The 22634-nt window shown below is 72.2% G+C and carries 21 protein-coding genes and 2 pseudogenes; 12 read left to right on the top strand and 11 right to left on the bottom strand.

The features are described 5' to 3' along the window. The first annotated feature begins 54 nt into the window (after window positions 1-54). Window positions 55-831: a hypothetical protein gene (locus IFY26_RS00810; RefSeq protein ID WP_232547111.1), complete on the top strand. Its 777-nt coding sequence runs from the start codon at window positions 55-57 to the stop codon at window positions 829-831. Window positions 832-852: 21 nt separating this feature from the next. Here IFY26_RS00810 and IFY26_RS00805 read toward each other — a convergent pair whose 3' ends face one another. Then, a complete protein-coding gene (locus IFY26_RS00805; protein ID WP_232547110.1) occupies window positions 853-1323 on the bottom strand; it encodes a hypothetical protein in 471 nt (156 codons plus the stop codon). Between the two features lie 388 nt (window positions 1324-1711). On the opposite strand from IFY26_RS00805, the gene IFY26_RS00800 reads away from it, so the two are divergent. Further along, entirely contained in the window at window positions 1712-2944 is a 1233-nt protein-coding gene (locus tag IFY26_RS00800) for a sensor histidine kinase (protein WP_232547109.1), read from the top strand. Between the two features lie 3 nt (window positions 2945-2947). Next, complete coding sequence (locus IFY26_RS00795) at window positions 2948-3607, top strand: response regulator (protein WP_232547108.1); 660 nt, start codon at window positions 2948-2950, stop codon at window positions 3605-3607. A 17-nt stretch (window positions 3608-3624) separates the two neighbouring features. Here the strand turns inward: IFY26_RS00795 and IFY26_RS00790 are convergent, their stop codons facing one another. Beyond that, complete coding sequence (locus tag IFY26_RS00790; RefSeq protein ID WP_232547107.1) at window positions 3625-4302, bottom strand: RNA polymerase sigma factor; 678 nt, start codon at window positions 4300-4302, stop codon at window positions 3625-3627. 250 nt (window positions 4303-4552) lie between these two features. Further along, window positions 4553-4957, bottom strand: a complete 405-nt coding sequence (locus tag IFY26_RS00785; protein ID WP_232547106.1) for a hypothetical protein — start codon at window positions 4955-4957, stop codon at window positions 4553-4555. A 448-nt stretch (window positions 4958-5405) separates the two neighbouring features. On the opposite strand from IFY26_RS00785, the gene IFY26_RS00780 reads away from it, so the two are divergent. Next, window positions 5406-6158: an SIR2 family NAD-dependent protein deacylase gene (locus IFY26_RS00780; RefSeq protein WP_232547105.1), complete on the top strand. Its 753-nt coding sequence runs from the start codon at window positions 5406-5408 to the stop codon at window positions 6156-6158. 6 nt (window positions 6159-6164) lie between these two features. Here the strand turns inward: IFY26_RS00780 and nagA are convergent, their stop codons facing one another. Genes nagA through IFY26_RS00765 form a run of 3 tightly spaced genes read right to left on the bottom strand, consistent with a single transcriptional unit; the run spans window position 6165 to window position 8805 of the window. Then, a complete protein-coding gene (nagA, locus tag IFY26_RS00775) occupies window positions 6165-7319 on the bottom strand; it encodes an N-acetylglucosamine-6-phosphate deacetylase (protein ID WP_232547104.1) in 1155 nt (384 codons plus the stop codon). Further along, on the bottom strand, window positions 7276-8073 hold the full coding sequence (nagB, locus tag IFY26_RS00770; protein ID WP_232547103.1) for a glucosamine-6-phosphate deaminase: 798 nt from the start codon (window positions 8071-8073) through the stop codon (window positions 7276-7278). Before nagB ends, nagA begins: the two co-directional genes overlap by 44 nt. 12 nt (window positions 8074-8085) lie before the next feature. Continuing rightward, complete coding sequence (locus IFY26_RS00765; RefSeq protein ID WP_232547102.1) at window positions 8086-8805, bottom strand: FadR/GntR family transcriptional regulator; 720 nt, start codon at window positions 8803-8805, stop codon at window positions 8086-8088. Here IFY26_RS00765 and IFY26_RS18330 point away from each other — a divergent pair. The 7 genes and pseudogenes from IFY26_RS18330 to IFY26_RS00735 all read left to right on the top strand — a co-directional run. Then, window positions 8804-8944: pseudogene (locus IFY26_RS18330) on the top strand (hypothetical protein); the annotation flags it as partial. The gene IFY26_RS00765 and the pseudogene IFY26_RS18330 overlap by 2 nt on opposite strands. A 284-nt stretch (window positions 8945-9228) precedes the next feature. Then, complete coding sequence (locus tag IFY26_RS00760; protein WP_232547101.1) at window positions 9229-10044, top strand: ABC transporter substrate-binding protein; 816 nt, start codon at window positions 9229-9231, stop codon at window positions 10042-10044. A gap of 156 nt (window positions 10045-10200) precedes the next feature. Next, window positions 10201-11046, top strand: a pseudogene (locus tag IFY26_RS00755) (ABC transporter permease); the annotation flags it as partial. Between the two features lie 70 nt (window positions 11047-11116). Continuing rightward, on the top strand, window positions 11117-13078 hold the full coding sequence (locus IFY26_RS00750) for a dipeptide/oligopeptide/nickel ABC transporter permease/ATP-binding protein (protein WP_232547100.1): 1962 nt from the start codon (window positions 11117-11119) through the stop codon (window positions 13076-13078). Further along, entirely contained in the window at window positions 13075-13908 is an 834-nt protein-coding gene (locus tag IFY26_RS00745; protein WP_232547099.1) for an ABC transporter ATP-binding protein, read from the top strand. Before IFY26_RS00750 ends, IFY26_RS00745 begins: the two co-directional genes overlap by 4 nt. A gap of 3 nt (window positions 13909-13911) precedes the next feature. Further along, window positions 13912-14850: a dihydrodipicolinate synthase family protein gene (locus IFY26_RS00740; RefSeq protein ID WP_232547098.1), complete on the top strand. Its 939-nt coding sequence runs from the start codon at window positions 13912-13914 to the stop codon at window positions 14848-14850. After that, complete coding sequence (locus IFY26_RS00735) at window positions 14847-15527, top strand: N-acetylmannosamine-6-phosphate 2-epimerase (RefSeq protein WP_232547097.1); 681 nt, start codon at window positions 14847-14849, stop codon at window positions 15525-15527. Before IFY26_RS00740 ends, IFY26_RS00735 begins: the two co-directional genes overlap by 4 nt. Before the next feature lie 218 nt (window positions 15528-15745). Here IFY26_RS00735 and IFY26_RS00730 read toward each other — a convergent pair whose 3' ends face one another. Genes IFY26_RS00730 through IFY26_RS00710 form a run of 5 tightly spaced genes read right to left on the bottom strand, consistent with a single transcriptional unit; the run spans window position 15746 to window position 21564 of the window. Further along, window positions 15746-16816: an ABC transporter ATP-binding protein gene (locus IFY26_RS00730; protein ID WP_232547096.1), complete on the bottom strand. Its 1071-nt coding sequence runs from the start codon at window positions 16814-16816 to the stop codon at window positions 15746-15748. Further along, window positions 16813-17874, bottom strand: a complete 1062-nt coding sequence (locus IFY26_RS00725) for an ABC transporter ATP-binding protein (protein ID WP_232547095.1) — start codon at window positions 17872-17874, stop codon at window positions 16813-16815. The genes IFY26_RS00730 and IFY26_RS00725 overlap by 4 nt, the downstream gene beginning before the upstream one ends. Window positions 17875-17878: 4 nt before the next feature. Further along, window positions 17879-18841 carry an ABC transporter permease gene (locus IFY26_RS00720; protein ID WP_232547094.1) on the bottom strand — a complete coding sequence of 321 codons (963 nt, stop codon included), beginning with the start codon at window positions 18839-18841 and terminating at the stop codon, window positions 17879-17881. After that, window positions 18838-19860 carry an ABC transporter permease gene (locus IFY26_RS00715; RefSeq protein WP_232547093.1) on the bottom strand — a complete coding sequence of 341 codons (1023 nt, stop codon included), beginning with the start codon at window positions 19858-19860 and terminating at the stop codon, window positions 18838-18840. Before IFY26_RS00715 ends, IFY26_RS00720 begins: the two co-directional genes overlap by 4 nt. 3 nt (window positions 19861-19863) lie before the next feature. Continuing rightward, window positions 19864-21564, bottom strand: coding sequence for an ABC transporter substrate-binding protein (locus IFY26_RS00710; protein WP_232547092.1), 1701 nt, complete (start codon window positions 21562-21564; stop codon window positions 19864-19866). Between the two features lie 136 nt (window positions 21565-21700). Here IFY26_RS00710 and IFY26_RS00705 point away from each other — a divergent pair, with 136 nt between their 5' ends. Next, window positions 21701-22585: a mechanosensitive ion channel family protein gene (locus IFY26_RS00705; RefSeq protein ID WP_232547091.1), complete on the top strand. Its 885-nt coding sequence runs from the start codon at window positions 21701-21703 to the stop codon at window positions 22583-22585. Window positions 22586-22634: the final 49 nt, after the last annotated feature.

Raw genomic sequence — 22634 nt, 5'->3', positions numbered from 1 at the left:
CGGCGGTCACCTAGGTTGGAGGCCAGCATCCCATCTGGACCGAAAGGCCGACACGTGTCTGACCTCACGCGCCGCATCCTCGTCACCGTCTCCCTCATCGTCTGCTACATCGGCACCGCCTTCGGCACCGGCCTGGTCGGCGACCGGGTCGCGGAGTCGGCCGGTGGCGCCCTGTCGGACACCGCGACGCTCATCGCCCCCGATGGCCCCGCCTTCTCGATCTGGTCGGTGATCTACGTCGGCCTGCTGCTCTACACGATCTGGCAGTGGCTCCCGTCCGTGGCGAGCGACTCCCGCGCCCGCGCGACCGGGGGGCTCGCGGCGGCGTCCATGCTGCTCAACGGCGCCTGGCTGGGTGTGACGCAGGTGGGGTGGATCTGGGTGAGCGTGCTGGTCATCGTGGCGCTGCTGGCCGTCCTGGCCCGTCTCATGGTGGTGATCCACCGCGAGCAGCCGCGCGGTTGGTTCGAACTGCTCGCCGTCGACGTGACGTTCGGCCTCTACCTCGGCTGGGTGGCGGTGGCGGTGTGCGCGAACGTCACCGCCGCGTTCGTCGACGCCGGCGTCGACCTCGGCGCGGCGGCCGACTGGGCCGGGGTGGCGCTGCTGGTGGTGGTCGCGGCGGTGGGCGTCTTCCTCGCGTTTCGCCTGGGCGGGCGCTTCGCCATCACGGCCGCCCTCGCCTGGGGGTTGGCCTGGATCGCGGTGGCCCGGCTCGCCGGCGACCCGCTCTCCACGCCGGTCGGGGTGGCGGCGGCGGTCGCCGCGGTCGTCGTGGTGGTCGCAACGCTCGTGGCGCGGATGCGGACGCGCAGGCCCCTGGTGGGCTGAGGTCGGTGGCGCCGGGGCGGGTCAGTGCGTCGCGGTGCCGGACGCCCCGCCCAGGGCCTCCGCGCGGGCGGCCTCGAGCCGGTCACGCAGGCCCTCGAGGTCGACCAGGTGCCCGAGGCGCCCGAAACCCTTGAGCACCCGCTGCTGCAGATGGTCCCCCCGCACCACGTCGAGCACCACGGCGGTGGTCTCGATGCCCCACTCGGGCACCTCGGCCACGCGGATGGCGGTGACGGCCTCCCACGGCGTGCGCCGTTGGAACAGGGTGCGGAATCCCCGCCGGTCGAGCAGCAGGATGGCGTCGCCGGTCAGATTGCAGAAGACGCCGAACAGCGTCACGATCGCCGCCGCCGCGACGATCCTCGCCAGCACATCCTCGGCCTGGACGGCCGCCACAATGAAGACGACCGACGAGAGGGCCCCGAAGAGGACGATCACCCCCAGCCATGGGGAAATGAGGATGCTGCGGCCACGAGAGCGCGACAGCTCCATGACCCCTTCACCCCCTTCCGTGCCCGGGCGCCCCGGTGAGGCGGGACGCGGGTCGCCGGCGCCCCAGGTGGTCACCGTAGCGAATACTTCACCATTCATGTCGGGGGAGGTGGTGGGAGCCTCACCGGGAGTCACCGTGCCGGTTTTCACGGGTGCCGTCTCCGGCACGGACGCCGGGTCGCTCACACCGTGTCGGTGACGTTCGCCCACACCGCGGCGTCCCGGCGGACGCGTCGCGTGCGGAGCGCCCACGCCGCGCAGACGGCGGCGGTCACCACGGCGAGCAGACCCAACTTCTTCACAGCCCCATCTTAGGAAGGAAGGGTCCCCCAGGCTGTCCCACGCGCGAGCGACTGCGGATTCGTCCCGCCTCGTACGCTGGGGCCCGATGAGTGCGAGCGAACTGGTGTTCCCGCCCGGCGCCACCCGACGTGACTGGATGGCCGACGGGATCCTCGCCGTGTCCCTGTCCCTGGTCGTGATCGCGGTGCCGTTCGTCTGGCTCGGCGGCACCCAAGAGCCCGACCCCCGCGTCGTGGGCGTGTCGCTCGCCATGTTGCTGCCCCTGACCCTGCGCCGGCATGCCCCTCTTCTCATGCTCGCGCTCGTCAGCGTCGCCGGGGCGCTGCACCTGGTGCTCCTCGATGTGCCGTCGCCGTCGCTGATCGCCGTCCCGATCGTCGCGTACAGCGTGGCGCGCTGGGTGCCCGGCCACGCGTCGCGCTCCGTGCTGGTCATCGGCACCTTTGCCTCCCTGTTGGGTCCCATGCGCTGGTTCGAGAACACGACGTCCGGCAACCCGAGTGTCGACGTGCTCTCCTGGGGCGCCTGTCTCGGCGCGGTGCTGACCCCCTATGCCATCGGACGCCGCGCGCGCGAGGTCGCCGAGTCTCGGGGCGCCGAGGTCCGCATCGCCGAGGAGCGGTATCGCCTGCTGCTCGCGGAGCGGGAACAGCAGGGCAGGCTGGCGGAGGCGTCCGCCCGTGCCGTGATCGCGCGCGAGTTGCACGACATCGTCGCGCACTCGCTGTCGGTCATGATCGTGCAGGCCGAGGGCGGGCGGGCCGCGGCCGCGCGGAACCCCGACGTGGCCGCCGAGGCGCTCGACACGATCGCCGAGACGGGCCGCGAGGCGCTCCACGAGATGCGCCGCATCGTCGGCGTCCTGCGGGCGGGCCCCGAGGCCGGGGAGCGGCCCACGTACGCACCGACGCCCACCCTCGAGGACATCCCCGAACTGGTGGCGCGGACGAGCGACCGGGCGCGCCTCGTCGTGCACGGCGAGCCCGGCAACGTGCCTCCGGCCCTGGCCCTCACCATCTACCGCGTGGTGCAGGAGGCCCTCACCAACTTCCTCAAGCACGCCGGGGCGTCCGCCCACGCGACGGTCTCGCTGTCGTACGGCCCGCAGCACATCACGATCGATGTGCAGGACGACGGCGAGGGCGTCGAGGATCCGACCGACGGTGGCGGCAACGGCCTGCGCGGCATGTACGAACGCGTGGCGTCCATGGGCGGGTCGTTGCGGGCCGGCCCCCGCACCTCCTCCCCCGGGTTCCGCGTGCTGGCCACGCTGCCCGCGCCACCACCGAGCCCCCATCCCACCCACCGAAGGAGCTGACCCGTGCCCCCCATTCGCGTCTTCCTGGCCGACGACCAGTCCCTGGTGCGCAGCGGCTTCCGCATGCTGATCGACTCCTCCGAGGACCTCAAGGTGGTCGGGGAGGCGTCCGACGGCGCCGAGGCGCTGCGGGCCCTCACCGCTCACCCCGCCGACGTCGTGCTCATGGACGTCCGCATGCCCGTGCTCGACGGCGTGGAGGCGACCCGGCGCATCACCGAGGCGGGCCTGCCCTCGCGCGTGCTGGTGCTCACCACCTTCGACCTCGACGAGTACGCGTTCGCCGCCCTCAAGGCCGGAGCTAGCGGCTTCCTCCTCAAGGACGCCCGCCCGGCCGACCTGCTGAACGCCATCCGCAACGTGGCCGCCGGCGACGCCGTCATGGCCCCCTCCACGACCCGCCGCCTGCTGGACCACGTCGTGCCCACCCTCGACACCAGTCCCCACGCGCAGGATCCCCGATTGGCCCTGCTCACCGACCGCGAACGGGAGGTGCTGGGGGAGGTCGCGGCCGGCGCCACCAACGCCGAGATCGCCGCGCGGCTCTTCATGGCCGAGGGCACCGTCAAGACCCACATCGGCCGTCTGCTGACCAAGCTGCAGGCCCGCGACCGGGTGGGCCTGGTTCTCTTCGCCTACGAGAACGGGCTCGCCGGGCGCTGACCCGCCGGCGGCCGCCCTCACCCCACGAGCTCGGCGACGAGGTCGCCGGCGTGGGCGCGTAGGGCGCGCACCCCCTTGCTGCACCGCCACCGCACCGCGTCGCTGCTGGTGCCGAGTTCGCGCGCGGCGTCCGCGCTGCTGTGTCCCTCGACGTACACGCAGGCCAGGGTGCGGCGCGTCTGGGCGTCGATGACACCGAGCCGCAGGCCTGCGTCCAGCACGGCGTCGCCCACCAACGGGTCGTGCTGCTCGGCCACGGGCGCCCACGCGTGGGTCGGGCGACACGCCCGGGCAGATTTCACCGTTTTCAGTGCATCCAGTGCGAGGTTGGCCGCCACCCGGGTGGGGCGGCGCTCCACCGGATAGGTGGCGATCCGCTCCCACAACGCGGCCAGGTAGTCGGCCAGGCCCGCCTCGGCGTCGCGAGCGGCCATCCGCACCGCCTTCGGTGTCATCGCCCGCAGGACGGCCTGCCCGGCCAAGGTGTCCCCGGTGCGGTGGAGCCGCAGCAGGGCGAGCAGCACGGCGTCCGGATCGGTGCGGACGACGTCCGCAACCTCACACACCCACGTGGCCGGCGTCAACACCGGGCACGCGAGCAGCCACGCCGTCGGGACGGTCCGCCCCGGGGGCGCGAGGCGCTCCCACTCCGCATCCCACGCCCGCGCCGTCGCCTGCCAGTGCTCTGCTGTCATGGCCGCAAGATTCGCGTCCGGGTGTTGGCAGGAGTGTTGCCCGAACCACCCCCGGTGTTGTCCGCCGGATCACCCTGGGGTGGGGGGATTCATCGTTGGCGTGGTGCAGGCGCCCCCACCGGGCCGAGCAGCGAGAGCAGGGGCGGCGATGATTGCTCTGAACCCGGGGCTGGCTTACCCTTTTACTGCCCGGGGGGCTGCTGGTTGGGGTGCCGCAGCCTCTCGGTGCCTCACGTCAGGGCTGTGACGCTCACCGGCCGGCGAGAACACGGTCGAGAAACTCCTGCAGGTCACCACTTTCGCCGTCGCGTCCACCGCGGGCCACCACCAGCTCCGGCGGCGACGGCTGCAGCTTCACGCCGGTGAAACGGCTCATCCACGAGGTCGGCACCTGGAGGACGAACCACTCTCCCCCGGTGCCGATGGCGAGGGTCTGCTTCTTGTTGACGTACCACCCGATTCGGTCGGTGCGCACGCGGCGGCCGTCCAACTGGGTCGCCTCCAGCGGAACCGGCGCGATGCCCCGCGCGGTCGCCTGCTCCACGAACCGATCGACGATCCGTTGCGCTGCCCGCGACTCCCCGGCGCGCGCGGACACCGCCAGCTCGGCCATGCGCTGCGCGTCGGCGCGCCGCTCCTGCGAGGGGTCGGTCATGGTGGGGAGCCTAGCCCGTCGGGGGGCACCGGGGCAGGCTCGGGCCGCACCATCACCGGGGGCTCACCATCACCGGGGGCTCACCATCACCGGGGCCCACGGCCACCGGGGTCCACAGGCCCCCGCGGCCAACCTCGCTCCCCGGACGCAGCGCTGCTCCCCCGGCGCCGGAGTGCTCTCCTTGCGGGCCCCTTCCGGGCCACTCCCCTCCCTGGCCGTAGCGCCGCTCTCGCTGCAACGTGAGCACGGCGATGGGCGGGGAGCGACGTGCCTCGAGCCCCCGCCGCAGGCAAGCGGCGTGCCTGGAGCCGCCCTACGCGAGCCGCCGCCCCCCAGCCCGCCCCGCGCGGCGCAGTCTGCCCGGCGAGGGCGTCCGACAGGCCAGAGACGGAGCGGACTGGGTACGGTGTTCCCCACCGGCGACGCCGCCGGACCGCCAGGGGGTGGCATGACCGATCAGCAGTTCGAGCAGGCCCGCGCACTCGTCGCGGGGGCGTCCGCCGTGCTCGCCCTCACTGGGGCGGGGCTGTCGACGGCCTCGGGCATCCCGGACTTTCGTGGCCCCCGCGGCCGCTGGACCCTCGACCCGGACGCCGAGCGCATCTCCACGCTGAGCTGGTACCGCCGCGACGTCGAGATCCGCCGCCGCGCCTGGCAGATCCGCGCCACGTCCCCGGCTCGCACGGCGCAGCCCAACCCGGGCCACCACGCCCTCGTCACCCTCGAGCGTCAGCACCGCCTGGCCGGCATCGTCACGCAGAACACCGACGGCCTGCACCTGGCGGCGGGTTCGTCGCCCGAACTCGTCCACGAGATCCACGGCAACGCCCGCTCGTGGCGCTGCGAGGGGTGCGACGCCACCGGCCCGCTCGCCGAGATGCTCGCCCTGGTCGAGGCGGGTGACCCCGACCCCCGCTGCCCCCGCTGTGGGGGGATCACCCGGGCGACCGTGGTGCTGTTCGGCGAGATGCTCGACCCGGCGGTGCTGGACGCCGCGGTGGCGCTCGCCGAGCGGTGCGATCTTGTGCTCGCCGTCGGCACCTCCCTGCAGGTGCACCCCGTGGCCGGGCTGGTGCCCCACGCGGTCGGTCGCGGCGCCCTGCTCGTCATCGTCAACGCCGAGCCCACACCGTACGATCCGCAGGCGGACGCCGTCGTCCGGCACCGCATCGAGGAGGCGCTTCCCGCCCTGGTGGCCTGAGCCGGGTCAGGCCACGGCGGCCCCGTCCTTCCACACCCCGCGCACGCTCCAGTCGGACGCCAGCGCCACCACGTCCGCACGGGCCCCGGGAACGAGCTCGCCGACGCCGTCCAGGCCGAGGTAGCGCGCGGGGTGCAGGGTGGCAGCGCGCACGGCGTCGGCCCACGGCACCCCCCAGCCGATGACGTTGCGCACCGCGTCGCCGAGCACGAGCGTGCTGCCGGCGATCGTCTCGGTGCCGGCGACCAGCGCCTTGCCGTCCCGGACGTCCACGTCGAGCGAACCCGAGGTGAAGTGCCCGTCCGGCATGCCGGCGGCGGCGAGCGCGTCCGTGATCAGCACGACGCGTCCGGGCGCCTGGCCGAATACCCAGCGCACCAGCTCGGGGTTTAGGTGGACGCCGTCGGCGATGACCTCCAGCCACGCGTCGGCGTCCTGCAGCAGCGCCAGGATGGGCCCGGGCCGGCGGTGGTGGAGGCCCGGCATGGCGTTGAACAGGTGCGTGACCCCACTCACCCCCGCCACCAGGGCGTCCCGCGTCTGGTCGAACGTGGCCGCCGTGTGCCCGATGGCGGCGACCACCCCCCGGTCGGCAAGAAAGCGGACGGCGTCCATCGCCCCCGGGCGTTCCACCGCGATGGTGACCATGCGAACGATCCCCTCGCCCGCCTCGACGATGTGGGCGACGTCGGCCGGGTCGGGGTCGCACAGCAGGTCGACGGGGTGCGCGCCGTGGAATTCCTCGGCGATCCAGGGCCCCTCGAGATGGACGCCCGCGATCGTCCTCGCCGCGACGTGCGGCACCAAAGCAGCGACGCGTTCGGCCAGGGAGGCCACCGGCATGGTGACGAAGGAGGCGACCGCGCTCGTGGTGCCGTGCCGCAGGTGGTGGGCGGCGGCCGTGACCGGATCGTTGGCGAATTCCGCGCCCGCACCGCCGTGGGTGTGGACGTCCACCAACCCTGGCGCCAGCGTCACGTCGCCGAGATCGACCTCCTGCGCCGCGGCACCGTGCGGCTCACCTGAGACCCCGACGACCCGCCCCGCCGCGATGTCCAGGACGCCGGGCGCCACCACCTCGTGGCCCGTGAAGACCCGCCCCGCCCGGAGGCGGGTGTCACAGGCCGGTGCGGAACCGCTGCCAGTCGGGCTTGCGCTCATAGGTTTCACGGTAGTACTCGGCCAGCTGCAGCTTGGCGGCGGCCGCCTCGTCCACCACCACGGTCGCACGCCGGTGCAACTGCAGCACCGACCCGGGCACCATGGCCGTGATCGGCCCCTCGACCAGCCCGGCGACGGCGTCCGCCTTGCCGTCGCCCTGCGCGACCAGCACCACCTCGTGCGCGGCCATGATCGTGCCGAGCCCCTGGGTGAGGCAGTGCGTGGGCACCTCGTCGGCGGACGCGAAGAAGCGCGCGTTGTCGAAGCGGGTGCGAGCCGTGAGCGTCTTGATGCGCGTGCGGGACGCCAGCGAGCTGGTGGGCTCGTTGAACCCGACGTGGCCGTTCGAGCCGATGCCCAGGATCTGGACGTCGACGCCGCCAGCGGCCGCGATGGCGTCCTCGTACGCCGCCGCGGCGGCCTCGAGATCCTGCGCACGGCCGTCGGGCACGTGGACGCGAGCCGGATCGAGGCCCAGCGGCTCGGTCACGGTGCGGCGGATCACCTCTTCGTAGGACTCGGGGTGCCCCGGCGGCAGGCCGACGTACTCATCGAGGGCGAAGGCGTGGGCGTCGGAGAGGTCCAATTCTCCGGACGCCACCCGCGCGGCCAGCGCGTCGTAGAGCGCGACGGGCGACGACCCGGTGGCCACGCCGATGACTGGCTGCGGCCCCCGGTCGCGCGCGACGCGCTCGACCTTGGCGGCAGCCAGCTGGGCGACCGCCTCGGCGTCCGGACAGATGATGACTTCCATGACAACTCCTGTTCAGGGATCCCGGGGGCTGGGCCCGTGCTGGCCCAGCATCCGGAGGATGGGTGTGTAGTGGTCGACCACCGCCGCCCGGTAGGCGTCGATGTCGCCGGCGATCGCGGCATCGAGCATCCGCTCGTGCGCCAACGCGGTGTCGGTCAGGTCACGCGGCCCAGCCAGACCGAGCCGGGGGGCGACCGTCATGTGAATGTCCCAGAACGCGGCGACAATCTCCCCGTAGAGATCGTTGCCGAGCCGCTCGGCGAGGGTGAGGTGGAACGTCCGGTCCTCGGAGCTGAAGCTCTCGCCGCGGCCCGCGGCGTCCGCCATGGCCCGAACGCAGGCCCTCAGTTCGGGGTCGTCGCGCCCCGCGAGCCGCTCCACGATGCGCGGGGCGAGCCCCAGGTCGAGCCCCGTGCGCACCTCGACCACCTGGGTGAGCATCGTCGTGTCGTCCCCGGGTGCCAACACCCCCCGGAAGACCATGCCCTCCACCAGGGGGCGCATCGACAGCTGCCCGACGAACGTGCCGGTGCCGTGGCGCACTTGCAGGATGTCGAGGGCGGTCAGCGTCCGGACGGCCTCGCGCAGCTTGGAGCGCGACACGCCCGTCGTCTCCACGAGCTCGGACTCCGTCGGCATCGGGTCGCCGGGCTTGAGGCCTCGCGCGAGCATCAGCTCCTTGATCGCCGTGGTGGTGTGCCAGCGCCCCCCCGGCAGCGGATCGTGATCCATTCGTGATTGCTCCTTCGCCCTGCGTCCCTCTATACTGGCACAAACGTCAGACATCGGACGTCCGACATTAGGAGCGTCCACGAGCAACGAACTCTTCCCCGGCACCACGCGCCGGCGCTTCCTGGGGCTGGCCGGGGCCATGGGCGCCGCTGCGGCTCTCACCGGCACCCTCTCGGCCTGCGGCACCACCCCCGCCCAGCGCGAAACGACCGGCACCGACGCCGGCACCACCCCCGGCGCAGGCACGGCCGCCGAGGACGGCACCATCACCGCCGGCATCAGCTACGAGCTCGGCACCAACGGCTACGACCCGCTGACCACGACCGCTGCCCTCACGCTGGCCGCGAACCGGTGTAGTCGTCGAACCGCTCGAAGACGATCTCGCGCGACGTGGCCGAGTTGTCGGTCATGCGCCACGGGCCCATGGACCTCGTCCCGGAGCTCTCGATCGCCACCCTGGAGCAGAACGCCACGGTGGCGTCCGAGCAGGGCTTCGGTCTGCTGTTCGCCATGTTCAACCAGGGCAAGGCGCCGTTCGACGACGTGCGCAACCGGCAGGCGTTCCTCTACGCGATCGACATGGAGAAGGTCGTCCAGACCGCCTACCAGGGCAACGCCACCCCGGCCACCTCGTTCCTCCAGGAGACGCACCCCTCGTACGAGCGGGCGTCGACGGTGTACGCGCTGGACGCCGACCGCGCCCGCGCACTGCTCGCCGAGACCGGTCTGACCTCGTTCCGCATGATGTGCACCAACCACGGCTGGGTGCAGCTCGCCACCCCCATCATCAGGGAGTCGCTGGAGGCGGTCGGCCTGACCGTGGAGTTCGACGAGCGGCAGAGCTCGGAGGCCTACAACGCCATCACCGGGCCCGAGAACGTGAACGCCTATGACGTGCTCGTCGCCCCCGGCGACCCGTCGGTGTTCGGCTCGGACGCCGACCTGCTCATGCGCTGGTGGTACGCCGGGGACACCTGGACCGAGGCCCGGATGCACTGGAAGGGCACGGAGTCGTACACGCAGGTGCAGACGCTGCTCGACGAGGGCGCCCGGCAGACCGGTGCCGAGCAGGAGGCGACGTGGAGCGAGATCTTCAACCTCCTCAGCGACGAGGTGCCGCTGTACCCGCTGTTCCACCGCAAGACGACGACGGGCTACGACGCCGACACGCTGGTCGACTTCCAGCCCATCGCCCTGACGGGTCTGTCGTTCATCGACGTCGGCACCACGCAGGCCTGACCCCCTGACGCGGGTGGCCGGCCCCTCCCTCCGGGCCGGCCACCCGTCCCCCGACCCACCCCGCTGGGGGCCGGTCCCGTTTTCGTCATCTCCTTGGAGTCACCTGTGACCACCTTGCTCCAACTCATCGGACGCCGCCTCGTCGCGTTCCCCGTCATGGTGCTGGGCGTGACGCTGCTGGTGTTCCTGGTGATGTCCTTCTCCCCGGCCGACCCGGCCCGTCTCGCCCTCGGTGAGGCGGCGTCCCAGGAGGCCATCGAGGCCTACCGGGAGACCCACGGCCTCAACGACCCCCTGCTCGTGCGCTACGTCTCTTTCCTCGGCGGTCTGCTACGCGGTGACCTGGGGATGAGCGCCGGCAACGTGCCGGTGACGGAGTACGTCGCCGCGGCATTCCCCATCACGCTGCAGCTCACCTTGGTGGGTCTGGTGCTGGCCGTCGTCTTGTCGCTCGTGCTGGGCATCACCGCCGCGCTGTACCGCGACCGCTGGCCCGACCAGATCATTCGCGTCCTGTCGATCGCGGCGCTGGCGACGCCGTCCTTCTGGCTGGCGATCCTGCTGATCCAGTGGCTCTCGACGGTGCCCGGGGGCGCCGGGCTCTACCCGGCCGTCATCGCCCGCTGGGTGCCGTTCACCCAGGATCCGGGCATCTGGGTGAACAACATCTCGCTGCCCGCCATCGCGCTCGCGGTGCCCGTGGCCGGCTCCCTGACGCGCGTGGTGCGCACCTCGATGGTGGAGGAGCTCGACCGCGACTACGTCCGCACCGCGATCGGCGCCGGCATCCCCCGGCCGGTCGTGATCGCCCGCAACGTGCTGCGCAACGCGCTGATCACCCCCATCACCGTGCTCGGCCTGCGCGTCGGCTACCTGATGGGCGGTGCCGTCATCATCGAGATCATCTTCAACATCCGCGCCATGGGCCAGCTCATCCTCGACGGGGTGACACGGAACGATGTCTATCTCGTCCAGGGCGTCACCTTGACGGTGGCGATCGCGTTCATCGTCATCAACATCATCGTGGACGTGCTCTACGTCCTCGTGAACCCCAGGATCAGGACGGTCTGCCATGCGCCGCCGCCTCACCGAACGCCTCTCCGAGCCCGGCCTGCGCCTGCGCGCCCTGCCGTGGGGGTCCCGCATCGCGCTCGTGCTGCTCGCCGTGGTCGCCCTCATGGCGATCTTCGCGCCGCTCGTCGCCACGCAGAGCCCGCTGGCCACCGGCACCCCCGCCCAGCCGCCGAGCGCCGAGCACTTCTTCGGCACCGACCAGATCGGACGCGACATCTTCAGCCGGGTCGTGCACGGTGCGCGCAGCTCGCTCGTGATCGGCCTGGCTGCGACCGCGGTGGCCCTGGTGGCCGCGGCCGTCCTCGGCTCGGTCGCCGCCACGAGCCACAAGTGGGTCTCCGAGGTGCTCATGCGCATCCTCGACATCATCATGAGCTTCCCCGGCATCGCGCTCGCCGCGGTGTTCGTCGCCGTGTGGGGGGCGTCCCTGCCGGTGCTCGTGTTCGCCATCGCGTTCCTCTACACCCCGCAGCTCACCCGGGTGGTGCGCGCCAATGTGCTCGCCCAGTTCGGGGAGGACTACGTGGCCGCGTCCCGCGTCATGGGCGCCGCGACGTGGTGGATCCTCGCCAAGCACGTCGCCCGCAACTGCATCGCGCCCATCCTGGTGTTCGCCACCGTGCTGGTCGCGGACGCCATCGTGTTCGAGGCGTCCCTGTCGTTCATCAACGCTGGGGTCCGCCCGCCGAACCCGTCCTGGGGCAACGTGCTGGCCGACGGCAAGCAGTTGCTCCTCATCGGCGGCTGGTGGGCCACGTTCTTCCCCGGCCTCGCCATCCTCGTCACCACGTTGTGCCTCAACATCCTCTCCGAGGGGATGACCGACGCGATGGTCGCGCCGAAGGCGCGGCGTCCGGTCAGGATCCGCGACGCCGCCGACGAGGCGGGGGCGGACGCCGTGGCGGCCGAGCTCGCCGCCGCCGGGGAGCCCGCCGTGCCGCTGGAGGAGCGCCTGGCCGCGCTCGCCGTGGTGGAGGCCGAGCGGAACGACCGGCTCGTCTACACCGAGGACGCCACGCCCCTGCTGGAGGTCGACAACCTGTCGATCCGCTTCCCCGAGCAGCATGGGGACGTCGCGGTGGTCGACCACGTGAGCTTCGCCGTGCGCCCCGGCGAGACGATGGGCCTGGTCGGCGAGTCCGGCTGCGGCAAGTCGATCACGTCGATGGCGATCATGGGGCTGTTGCCGCCCTCGGCGCGGCTGTCGGGATCGATCCGCTTCGACGGCACCGACCTGCTCACGCTCAGCCCGGCCCGGCACAACGCCCTGCGCGGCCACGAGATCGCCATGATCTACCAGGACGCCCTCAGCTCCCTGAACCCGTCGATGTTGGTGCGCACCCAGCTGAAGCAGCTCACGTCGCGCGGGGGGCAGCGGTCGGCCGAGGACTTGCTCGACCTGGTGGGCCTCGACCCGGCCCGCACGCTGGCGTCCTACCCGCACGAACTCTCGGGTGGGCAGCGGCAGCGGGTCCTCATCGCGATGGCGCTGACGCGCAACCCGCGCCTGGTCATCGCCGACGAGCCGACCACGGCGCTCGACGTGACGGTGCAGAAGCAGGTCATCGACCTGCTCAACGACCTGCGGGAGAAGCTCGGCTTCGCCATGGTCTTCGTCAGCCACGATCTGGCGCTCGTCGCGTCCGTCGCCCACCGCGTCACCGTGATGTACGCCGGGCAGGTCGTCGAGTCGGGCGCGACGGCCGACCTGCTGCGCGACCCGCGCCACGAGTACACCCGGGGGTTGCTCGGATCGGTGCTCTCCATCGTGTCCGGGGCGGGCCGGCTGCACCAGGTGCCGGGCGTGGTGCCCAGCCCGCGGGAGTTCGTCACCGGTGACCGCTTCGCGCCCCGCTCCTCCCACCCGGAGATCGGGCGCGACGTCCGGCCGCCGATGGTCACCGTGCCGGGCACCGACCACGTGTATGCGGCCCACCCCGAACTGGAGGCCCTCCGATGAGCCACGCTGCCACCACCGCCGGCCCTGCCGGCCCTGCCGACGACTCTCCGGCACTGGAGCTGCGCGGCGTCCACGTGATCCACCGGACGCGGACCGGCGGGCTCTTCCGCCCCGGCACCGTCCATGCCGTGAACGACGTCGACTTCACCGTGCGCCGCGGCGAGACGGTGGGCATCGTGGGCGAGTCGGGCTGCGGGAAGTCCACGCTCGCCCGGGTGCTCGTGGGTCTGCAACGCCCGACGCAGGGCGAGGTGCTGTTCCGGGGCCGTCCGTTGCGCTACGGCGCGGGGTTCCGGCGCGAGCTGGGTCGCGCGGTCTCCGTGGTGTTCCAGGATCCTGCGACCGCCCTCAACCCGCGGATGCCCGTGCGCGACCAGCTGCTCGACCCGCCCGTCGTCCACCGCATCGGGACGGAGGACGAGCGGGAGGCGCGGGTGCGCCGGCTGCTCGAACTGGTCGGCCTGCCCGCCTCGGCGCTGGACGTGCTGCCCCGCCAGATCTCCGGCGGGCAGCGGCAGCGGGTCGCGATCGCCCGGGCGCTGTCGCTCGAGCCGGACGTCATCGTCGCCGACGAACCCACCTCTGCCCTCGACGTGTCGGTGCGCGCCCAGGTGCTCAACCTCCTCACCGACCTCAAGGACGGCCTCGGCCTGGGCATGGTGTTCATCAGCCACGACATCGCGACGGTCCGCTACGTCTCCGACCGGATGGCCGTGATGAACGCCGGGCAGATCGTCGAGACCGGGCCGTCCGACGCGCTCTTCACCCACCCGCAGCACCCGTACACGCGCACCCTGCTCGGTGCCGCCCCGACCCTCCTGGAGAGGTGACCCATGTCGTTGTTGTCCGGCATCATCCCCCCCGTCCTGACGCCCTTCACGGTCGACGGCGAGCTTGACCTGCCGAGCCTGGACCGTCTGGTCGACCACTTGGTGGCCGGCGGCATGGACGGCTTGTTCGTGCTCGGCTCATCCGGCCAGGTGGCCTACCTGACCGACGCGGAGCGCGAGGCGGTGGTCCGCCGGGTGGTGGATCGTGCTGCGGGCCGAGTGCCCGTGTTCGTCGGGACGCCCGACCTGACGGCCCGCCGGGTCGCGGAGCTGGCGCGCCGCGTTGTCGACTGGGGTGCGGACGCCGTCGTGGCGACCGCGCCCTTCTACGCGCTCGCGTCGGCGGCGGAGGTCGCCCAGCACTTCCGGATGATCGCGCGCGCCGTCGACGTCCCGGTGATCGCGTACGACGTGCCGGTGCGGGTGAACGCGAAGTTGGGCGTCGACCTCGTGGTGGAGCTGGGGCGCGAGGGGGTGTTGGCCGGGGTCAAGGACTCCTCCGGCGATGACGTCTCCTTCCGCCGCCTGGTGCGGGCCAACGCGGACGCCGGCTCCCCCCTGTCGATCTCGACCGGTCACGAGGTGATGGTCGACGGCATGGCGCTGCTGGGGGCCGACGGCGTGGTCCCCGGCCTGGCGAACGTCGATCCGGCCGGGTACCGGCGCCTCTGGGACGCCGCCCTCCTGGGCGACTGGGGTGCTGCCCGGGCCGAGCAGGATCGCCTGGCCCACCTGTTCGAGATCGCGTTCACCCCGGTGGGTCTCGGTGGTGACGCCGCGGGCATCGGGGCGTTCAAGGCGGCTCTGGCGCGGCTGGGTGTGATCGCGTCCGGAGCCATGCCCGCACCGCTCACGCCGCTGCCGGACGCGGCGCTCGCCCGCATCGACGTCCTCCTTGCCGAGGTGGGCCTCGTGGCGTCGCCGCGGGGGGTGGCGTCATGACGGTGGATCTCGAGGCCCTGCGCGGTGGCGTGGTCGTGTCGTGCCAGGCCTACCCCGGCGAGCCGATGCTCGACCCGCGGACGATGGCGCAGGTCGCCCAGGCGGCGGTGGCCGGTGGAGCGGTGGGCATCCGCGGCAAGGGACTGGACGACCTGCGGGCCATGCGCCCCGTGCTGTCCGTGCCGCTGATCGGGCTGGTGAAGGTGGGGGACTCCGGGGTCTACATCACCCCGACCCTCGACGACTGCCTCGCCGTCGCCGACACCGGCGTCGAGGTGGTGGCCCTGGACGGGACGCGGCGGCCGCGTCCGGACGGGCTGTCGTTCGCCCGCACCGTCACCGAGCTGAAGAACCGTTTCCCTGACGTGCTGGTGATGGCCGACTGCGGGTCGGCCGACGACGCGGCCGCCGCGCAGGACGCCGGCGCGGACATCCTCGGGACCACCCTGGCCGGCTACACCGGTGAGCGACCCAAGACGGACGGCCCCGATTGGGAGTGCATCGACGAGGTCGTGGCGCTGGCGTCCGTGCCGGTGTTCGTCGAGGGCCGGATCCACACGCCGGCTCAGGCTGCACGCGCGATCCGGCACGGCGCATGGGCCGTCGTGGTCGGCACCGCCATCACCCACCCGACGACCCTCACGGGCTGGTTCACCGAAGCCGTGGCCTCGGCCTGAGCCCACCCGGCGCACCGCAGCTCCACCCGGCGCAGCTCAACACCACTGGGCAGACCTCAGTTCCACGTGGCGCAGCGCCGCTCACCTGGAGGGCCTTGGACGGGCCGCCACGTGAGCGGCACTGCGCCACGTCATTCTCGGGTGCGCCACGTGAATGCCGGGTGCGCCACGTGGACCGTCTGTTGGCCGACGCCGGGTGTTCCCGTGAATCGCCGGGGTCAGTCGCCGCGGGGCGGAACCACGGCGTCGGCGTCCGGGGCCAGCCGGCCCGCCGCGATGGACTCCGCCCAGTGGCACGCCACGCGCCGCCCCGGCGCGATCTCGCGCAGCGCGGGCACCTCGGTGCGGCACAGCTCGTCGCGCACCCAGGGGCACCGGGTGTGGAAGCGGCATCCGGTCGGCGGGTTCGCCGGGCTGGGCAGGTCGCCGGAGAGCAGGATGCGCTCGCGGGACGCCTCGGCGACCGGATCCGGCACCGGGATCGCCGAGAGCAGCGTGATCGTGTAGGGGTGCAGCGGCTCGGCGTAGAGGTCGTCGGCCGGTGCCTCCTCGACGATGACGCCGAGATACATCACCCCGATGCGGTCGCTGATGTGCCGGACGACCGCCAGGTCGTGGGCGACCACGACGTAGGTGAGGCCGAGGGCGTCCTGCAGATCCTCGAGCAGGTTGATGACCTGGGCCTGCACCGAGACGTCGAGCGCCGAGACGGGCTCGTCGGCGATCACCAGCTCGGGGTTCAGGATCACCGCGCGCGCGATGCCGATCCGCTGCCGCTGCCCGCCGGAGAACTCGTGGGGGTACTTCTCGAGCGTCGCGCGGGGCAGGCCCACCAGCTCGAGCATGCGCACCGCCTTGGCGAGGTGGGACGCCGACGAGTCGGCCCCGAACTCCTCCCGATCGGCCTCCGCCAAGCCGTGGACGCGCAACGGCTCGGTGAGCAGCGACTGGATCGACTGGCGGGGGTCGAGGCTCGCCATCGGATCCTGGAACACCATCTGCATCCGTCGGCGCAGCACCCGCAGCGGCTCGCCGCGGAGCTGGGTGATGTCGTCGCCGTCGAAGACGATCTGCCCGCCCGCGGTCTCCTCCAGGCGCAGCAGCGCCCGGCCGAGCGTCGACTTGCCGCAGCCCGATTCGCCGACGAGCCCGTAGGTGCTGCCGCGCGGCACGGCCAGGCTGACGCCGTCCACCGCGCGCACGTGGCCGACTGTGCGGTCGAACACCAGCCCCCGGCGGATCGGGTAGTGCACCTTGAGATCCTGGGCCTCGACGAGGTGATCGGTCACGGGGCCTCCTGGATCGTGGCGGTGACGGCACCGGGCGCGGCGCCGCCCGCGGGGTGGACGCAGCGGACGTCGTGGCCCGGCCCCAGGGGGGCGAGGGCCAGGTCGCCGCGCACGCAGGCGTCCGTCACGAACCGGCAGCGGGGCGCAAACGCGCAGGCCCGATCCCACGCCACCACGTCGCGCGGCGTCCCCGGGATCGGCGTGAGCGGCAGCGACCGGTCGCCGTCCAGCCGTGGGATCGAGGCCAGCAGCCCCTCCGTGTAGCGGTGCCGGGGGCGCGCGAACAGCTCGTGACAGCCCGCCCGCTCGACGATGCGGCCGGCGTACATGACGTTCACCTGGTCGCACAGCCCGGCGACGACCCCCAGGTCGTGCGTGATCATGACCATCGCCGTCCCCAGATCCCTGACCAGCTCGACCAGCAGTTCAAGCACCTGGGCCTGGATCGTCACGTCGAGCGCGGTGGTCGGCTCGTCGCAGATCAGGAGCTTCGGCTTGCACGCCAGCGCCGTCGCGATCAGCGCCCGCTGGCGCATGCCGCCCGACAGCTGGTGCGGGTACTCCCCCAGCCGGCGCGCCGGGTCGGGGATGCCGCACCGCCGCAGCAGGTCGACGGCCTGGTCGCGGGCGTCCGCCCGCGAGAGCCGCTCGTGGGCGTGCAGCACCTCGGTCACCTGGGTCCCCACGGTGACGACGGGGTTGAGCGAGGTCATCGGGTCCTGGAACACCATGGCGAGCTCGGCGCCGCGGTACCGGGCGCGCTCGCGGTCGGGCATCGTCAGCAGGTCGCGGCCGCGGTAACGCGCCTCGCCGCTGATCCGGACGCCGCGCGCCGGGAGCAGCCCCATCACGGCCATCGACGTCACCGACTTGCCCGAGCCCGACTCCCCCACGATGCCCACGACCTCGCCGCCCGCCACGTCGAACGACACGTGGTGGACCGCCGTGAACCCCGGCTGGCCGCGGCGTCCGAACACCACGCTCAGGTCACGCACGCTCAACAGGGGCCCGCCACCGACCGAACCGGACGCCGCCGCCCCACCCACCACGGTGCTCACGGCCTCACCTCCGCGACTTCGGGTCGAGGGCCTCGCGCAGGGCCTCCCCGAGCAGGGTGAACCCCAGCGCGGTCACGGCGATGCACAGGCCCGGCAACAGGGTCAGGTGCGGGTAGGACTGCAGCCGCTCCTGGCCGCGCACCAGCATGCGACCCCACTCGGCGACCGTCGGGTCGGGCGAGCCCATGCCCAGGTAGCTCAGCGCGGCCACCTCGATGATCGCGGTGGCCAGCACCAGCGTGGCCTGCACGATCACCGGCCCCAGCGAGTTCGGCAGCACGTGCGCCATCACGATCGTGCGCCGCCGCAGCCCGAGCGACGTGGAGGCCAGCACGTAGTCCTGCCCCCGCTGGCGCAGCATCGAGCCGCGCAGCAGCCGCGCGAAGATCGGCACCTGGGCGGCTGCGATCGCGATCATCAGCGCCTCGGGACGCCGCCCCACGATGGCCGCCACGCTGACGGCCAGCAGCAGGGCGGGGATGGACAACAGGATGTCGACGATCCGCATCACCAGCGTGTCCACCCACCCGCCGAAAGCGCCGGCGAGGCCACCCAGCAGCGCGCCACCGGCGAGGCCGAGCAGCGTCGAGACGATGCCGATGATGAGCGACTGCCGGGCGCCGTGGATGAGCTGGGTGAGGAAGTCCGAGCCGAACGAGTCGAGCCCCAGCGGGTGCTCGGCCGAGAACGGCGGCAGCGTGGTCGGGGTGATCTGGTTGGCCCACTGGGTGCGGGCCGGCTCGTAGGGCGCGAGCACGGGTGCGAACACCGCGACGAGCACGAAGATCGTCACGATCACGGCCCCCACGATGGCCGAGGGGTCGCGGCGCAGCCGCCGGAACGCGCCGGCCCACAGGCTGGTGCCGGTCTCCTGGGCGTCCAGGGCCGGACCCATGGCGTCCACCAGCGACTGCGGCCGGGGCAGGCCCTCGTCGGGCGTGAACGAGGCGGGGGTCACGGAGGTCATCGCACACGCATCCTCGGGTCGAAGAGGCCGTACACGATGTCGACCACCAGGTTCACCAGCGCGTAGATCAGCGCGATGAACAGGATGAAGCCCTGCAGCACGGCGTAGTCGAGCGTCGCGATGGCGTCGAACAGGTAGCTGCCGATGCCGTTGAACGCGAACACGCTCTCGGTGAGCACTGCCCCGGAGAGCAACTGCCCGGTGAGCAGGCCGATCATCGTGATGACCGGCAGCATGGCGTTCTTGAGGACGTGGCGGCGGGTGATGAGACCCCGGGCCAGGCCCTTGGCGCGGGCGGTGCGGACGTAGTCCTCGCCCAGCACCTCGAGCACCGACGCCCGCGTCATGCGGGTGATGGCCGCCAGGGGGATCGACCCCAGCGCCAGCGCGGGCAGGATGAGGTGGCGGACGGCGTCCCACGCCGCGTCCCACTCCCGTGTCATCAACCCGTCGAGCACGTAGAAGTTGGTGATGTGGGTGGCGTTGATCCGCACGTCCTGACGCCCCGACGGCGGCAGCACCGCCAGCCAGTCCAGGCCCGGCAGCCCGATCGCGAACACCACCTTCAGCAGGTAGGCGAGCACGAACACCGGGATGACGACGCCCGCGAGCGAGCTGCCGACGGCCACCAGGTCGAGGACGCCGCCCGCTCGCTTGGCCGCGAAATACCCGAGCGGGATGCCGACCACCACCGCGAACAGCAGCGCCGCCACCGAGAGCTCCACCGTGGCGGGGAAGCGCTCCACGAACGTGGCCAGCACCGGTTGGCCGGTGCGCGGGCTGTTGCCGAAGTTCCCCTGCAGCAGCTGGCCCATGTAACGCACGTACTGCACGGGCAGCGGCTGGTCGAACCCGTACTGCGCGTTGAGGCGCTCGATGCCCTGGGGCGTGGCCCGGTCCCCCAGCAGCGCGCGCGCCGGGTCACCCGGCAGCGCGCGCAGCCAGGCGAACAGCAGCAGGCTCAGCCCGAAGAGCACCGGAACCAGCAGCAGCAGCCGCCGGACGACGAAGCGCAGCATGCGTCAACGCGTGATGGTGATCGTGTTCCAGACCTCGTCCTGCACCGGGCTCGGCTCGTAGCCCTCGACACCGGGGCCCAACGCCAGCGACGGGGCCGGGTGCGCGATCGGCACGCCCGGCACGAAGTCGGCGATCATCTGGTTGATTTCGGCGTAGCGGGCCTCCTGCTCGTCGGCGGTCGCGAGCTGGCGGGCCTCGGCGAGCGCGGTGAACAGCTCGGTGTTGTCGAAGCCCCACTCGTTGCTGTGCTGGCCGAAGAACACGCCGATGAAGTTGTCCGGGTCGTTGTAGTCACCCGTCCAGCCGAGGAAGTGCACGTCGCGCTGGTCGATGCCGGCATCCGACTGCACCATGTCCAGGTAGTCGGGGCTCCAGCGGGCCGTCACCGGCTCCACCGTGATGCCCACGGCCTCGAGCTGGGCGCGGATCGCGACGAACGTGTCCTCCGGCGTGGGCATGTAGGGCCGCGAGACGCCGGTCGGGTAGGCGAACCGCAGCGTGAGGTCGGCCTGACCGGCCTCGGCGAGGAGTTCGCGCGCCCGGTCGGGGTCGTAGGCGTACTGCGTGACGTCGGGGTTGTAGCCGTTCACCGAGTCCGGCATGTACTCGATGGCCGCGATGGACCCCTCGGGCAGCGACTGGCTGATCACCGCGTCCTTGTCGATCGCGTGGTTGATCGCCTGGCGGACGCGGATGTCCTGCATCGCCGGGTTCACGTTCTGGTTGATGCCGAGGTACAAGATGTTGAAGGCGGGCCGGTTGAGCACCTGGAAGCCGGCGTCCTTCAACACCTGGATGTCGGCGGGGGCCACGAGGTCGTACCCGTCGATGTTGCCGGCCTGGAGCTCCTGGGTGCGGGCGCGGGCGTCGGAGATGATGCGGACGACGACGCGGCTGACCTGCGCGGCCTCGCCGTGGTAGTCGTCGTTGCGCACGAGCGTCACCTGCTGGCCGCGGTCCCAGCTCTCGAACGTGAAGGGGCCGGTGCCGGTCGGGTGGGCCGTCGCGTACTCGGAGAAGCGCGGGTCGTCGACGGTGCCCTGGGTGTTGTCGGCGTTGTACTGCTCCATCGCCGACGGGGACTGCATGGAGAACGCGGGCAGCGTCATCGCGTCCACGAAGGACGCGAACGGCGCGGTGAGGTGCACCGTCACCTCGTTGTCGCCGTTGGTCTCGCAGCGGTCGTAGATGCCGGGCTCGGCGCCGTCCTCGGGGTTGCGGTAACCACGGAAGAGCTTGCCGTAGTAGTAGGTGATGTTCTCGTTCTGGTTGATGCCGCTCCAGTTGGCCCAGCGCTCGAAGTTGGCGACCACGGCGTCCGCGTTGAACGGGGTGCCGTCGTGGAACGTCACGCCCTCCTTGAGGGTGAACGTGTGCGCCAGGCCGTCGTCGGAGCTCGTCCACTCCGTCGCGAGCAGGGGCGCCAGCTCGGTGGAGCCGGGCTCGACGGTCACCAGGCCCTCGAAGATCTGGCGGGCGATGCGGAACGTCTCGCCGTCCGACGCCATCGCCGGGTCGAGCATGACCGGGTCGGAGGACCCGGCGAAGATGAACGTCTCGGCCGTGGTGCCGGTGCTGCCCGGCTGGCCGGCGCTGGTGCTGGCGGAGTCCGGGGTGCGCTGGCTCTGGGCGCACCCGGCGAGGGTGCCGGCGGCGGCGACGGCGGAGATGCCGAACAGGGTCCGGCGGTGCAGGGTGCTCATGGGGTTCACCTCAGGATCGGGGAATCGGATGCGTGGCACCCTAGCCGCGGCGTCCGACACTCGAGGTTTCGTCCGGATCACGATTTGGCGTCGGTCGCCGGCAGGCAGGGTGCCTGGCCGGCCCGACAATGGGGGCATGACGCCGCTCATCACGTTCACCTGGCCGGAAACCGCCCTCGAGATCCTCACCGTGCTCGTCGTCGCCGGGATCGGCCGGCTGGTCGTGGCCCGAGCGATCAAACTGGGGGTCGCGGCGTCCCTGCACACGGCCGACCGGCGCCGCGAGGGCGTCACGGGGCGGGCCGAGCAGATCCTGCGCGAGGTCAGCGGCGCGAACGACGCGCGCCACGTCGCCCGGGTGAAAACGATCGGCTCGGTGCTGCGCAACGCCCTCGACGTGGTGGTGTTCGTGCTCATCGTGCTGACGATCCTGAGCATCCTGGGCATCCCGCTCGGCCCGCTGCTCGCGTCGGCCGGCATCGGTGGCGTGGCCATCGCGTTCGGCGCCCAGTCGCTGGTGAAGGACTACATCACCGGCATCCTGATGATCTTGGAGGACCAGTTCGGCGTCGGCGATCTGATCGACACCGGGGAGGTGACCGGCACGGTCGAGGAGGTCGGCCTGCGCGTCACGCGGCTGCGCGACTCCACCGGCCAGGTCTGGTACGTCCGCAACGGCGAAATCGTGCGCATCGGCAACCAGTCCCAGGGCTGGTCGACCGGCAGCGTCGGCGTCCCCATCGCCTGGGACGAGGATGCGGCGCGGGCCATCGACGTCCTGCAGGAGGTGGTGGACGCCGTCTACGCCGACCCGCGCTGGCAGGGCGTCCTGCTGGAGAAGCCCACGGTCGCAGGGGTGGACGCCGTCGCCGACGGGGCCGCCACCCTCCGCATCTTCGCCAAGACGGCACCGAACCAGCAGTGGGGCGTGCAGCGCGACCTGCTGGAGCGCTCGACCGAGGCGCTGCGGCGCGCCGGCGTCCGCGCACCGGCGTTGCGCCCCCCCGCCCCGCCGGCCTGACCGACCCACCGTCCCTGACCGAGCGGACCGGTTCGCCCGCCTCGCGACT

The organism is Propioniciclava soli (genome assembly GCF_014858005.1).
Classification (GTDB): Bacteria; Actinomycetota; Actinomycetes; order Propionibacteriales; family Propionibacteriaceae; genus Propioniciclava; species Propioniciclava soli.
Note: the sequence above shows the minus strand (reverse complement) of the source record. Positions and strands in the feature narration are given on the sequence as shown.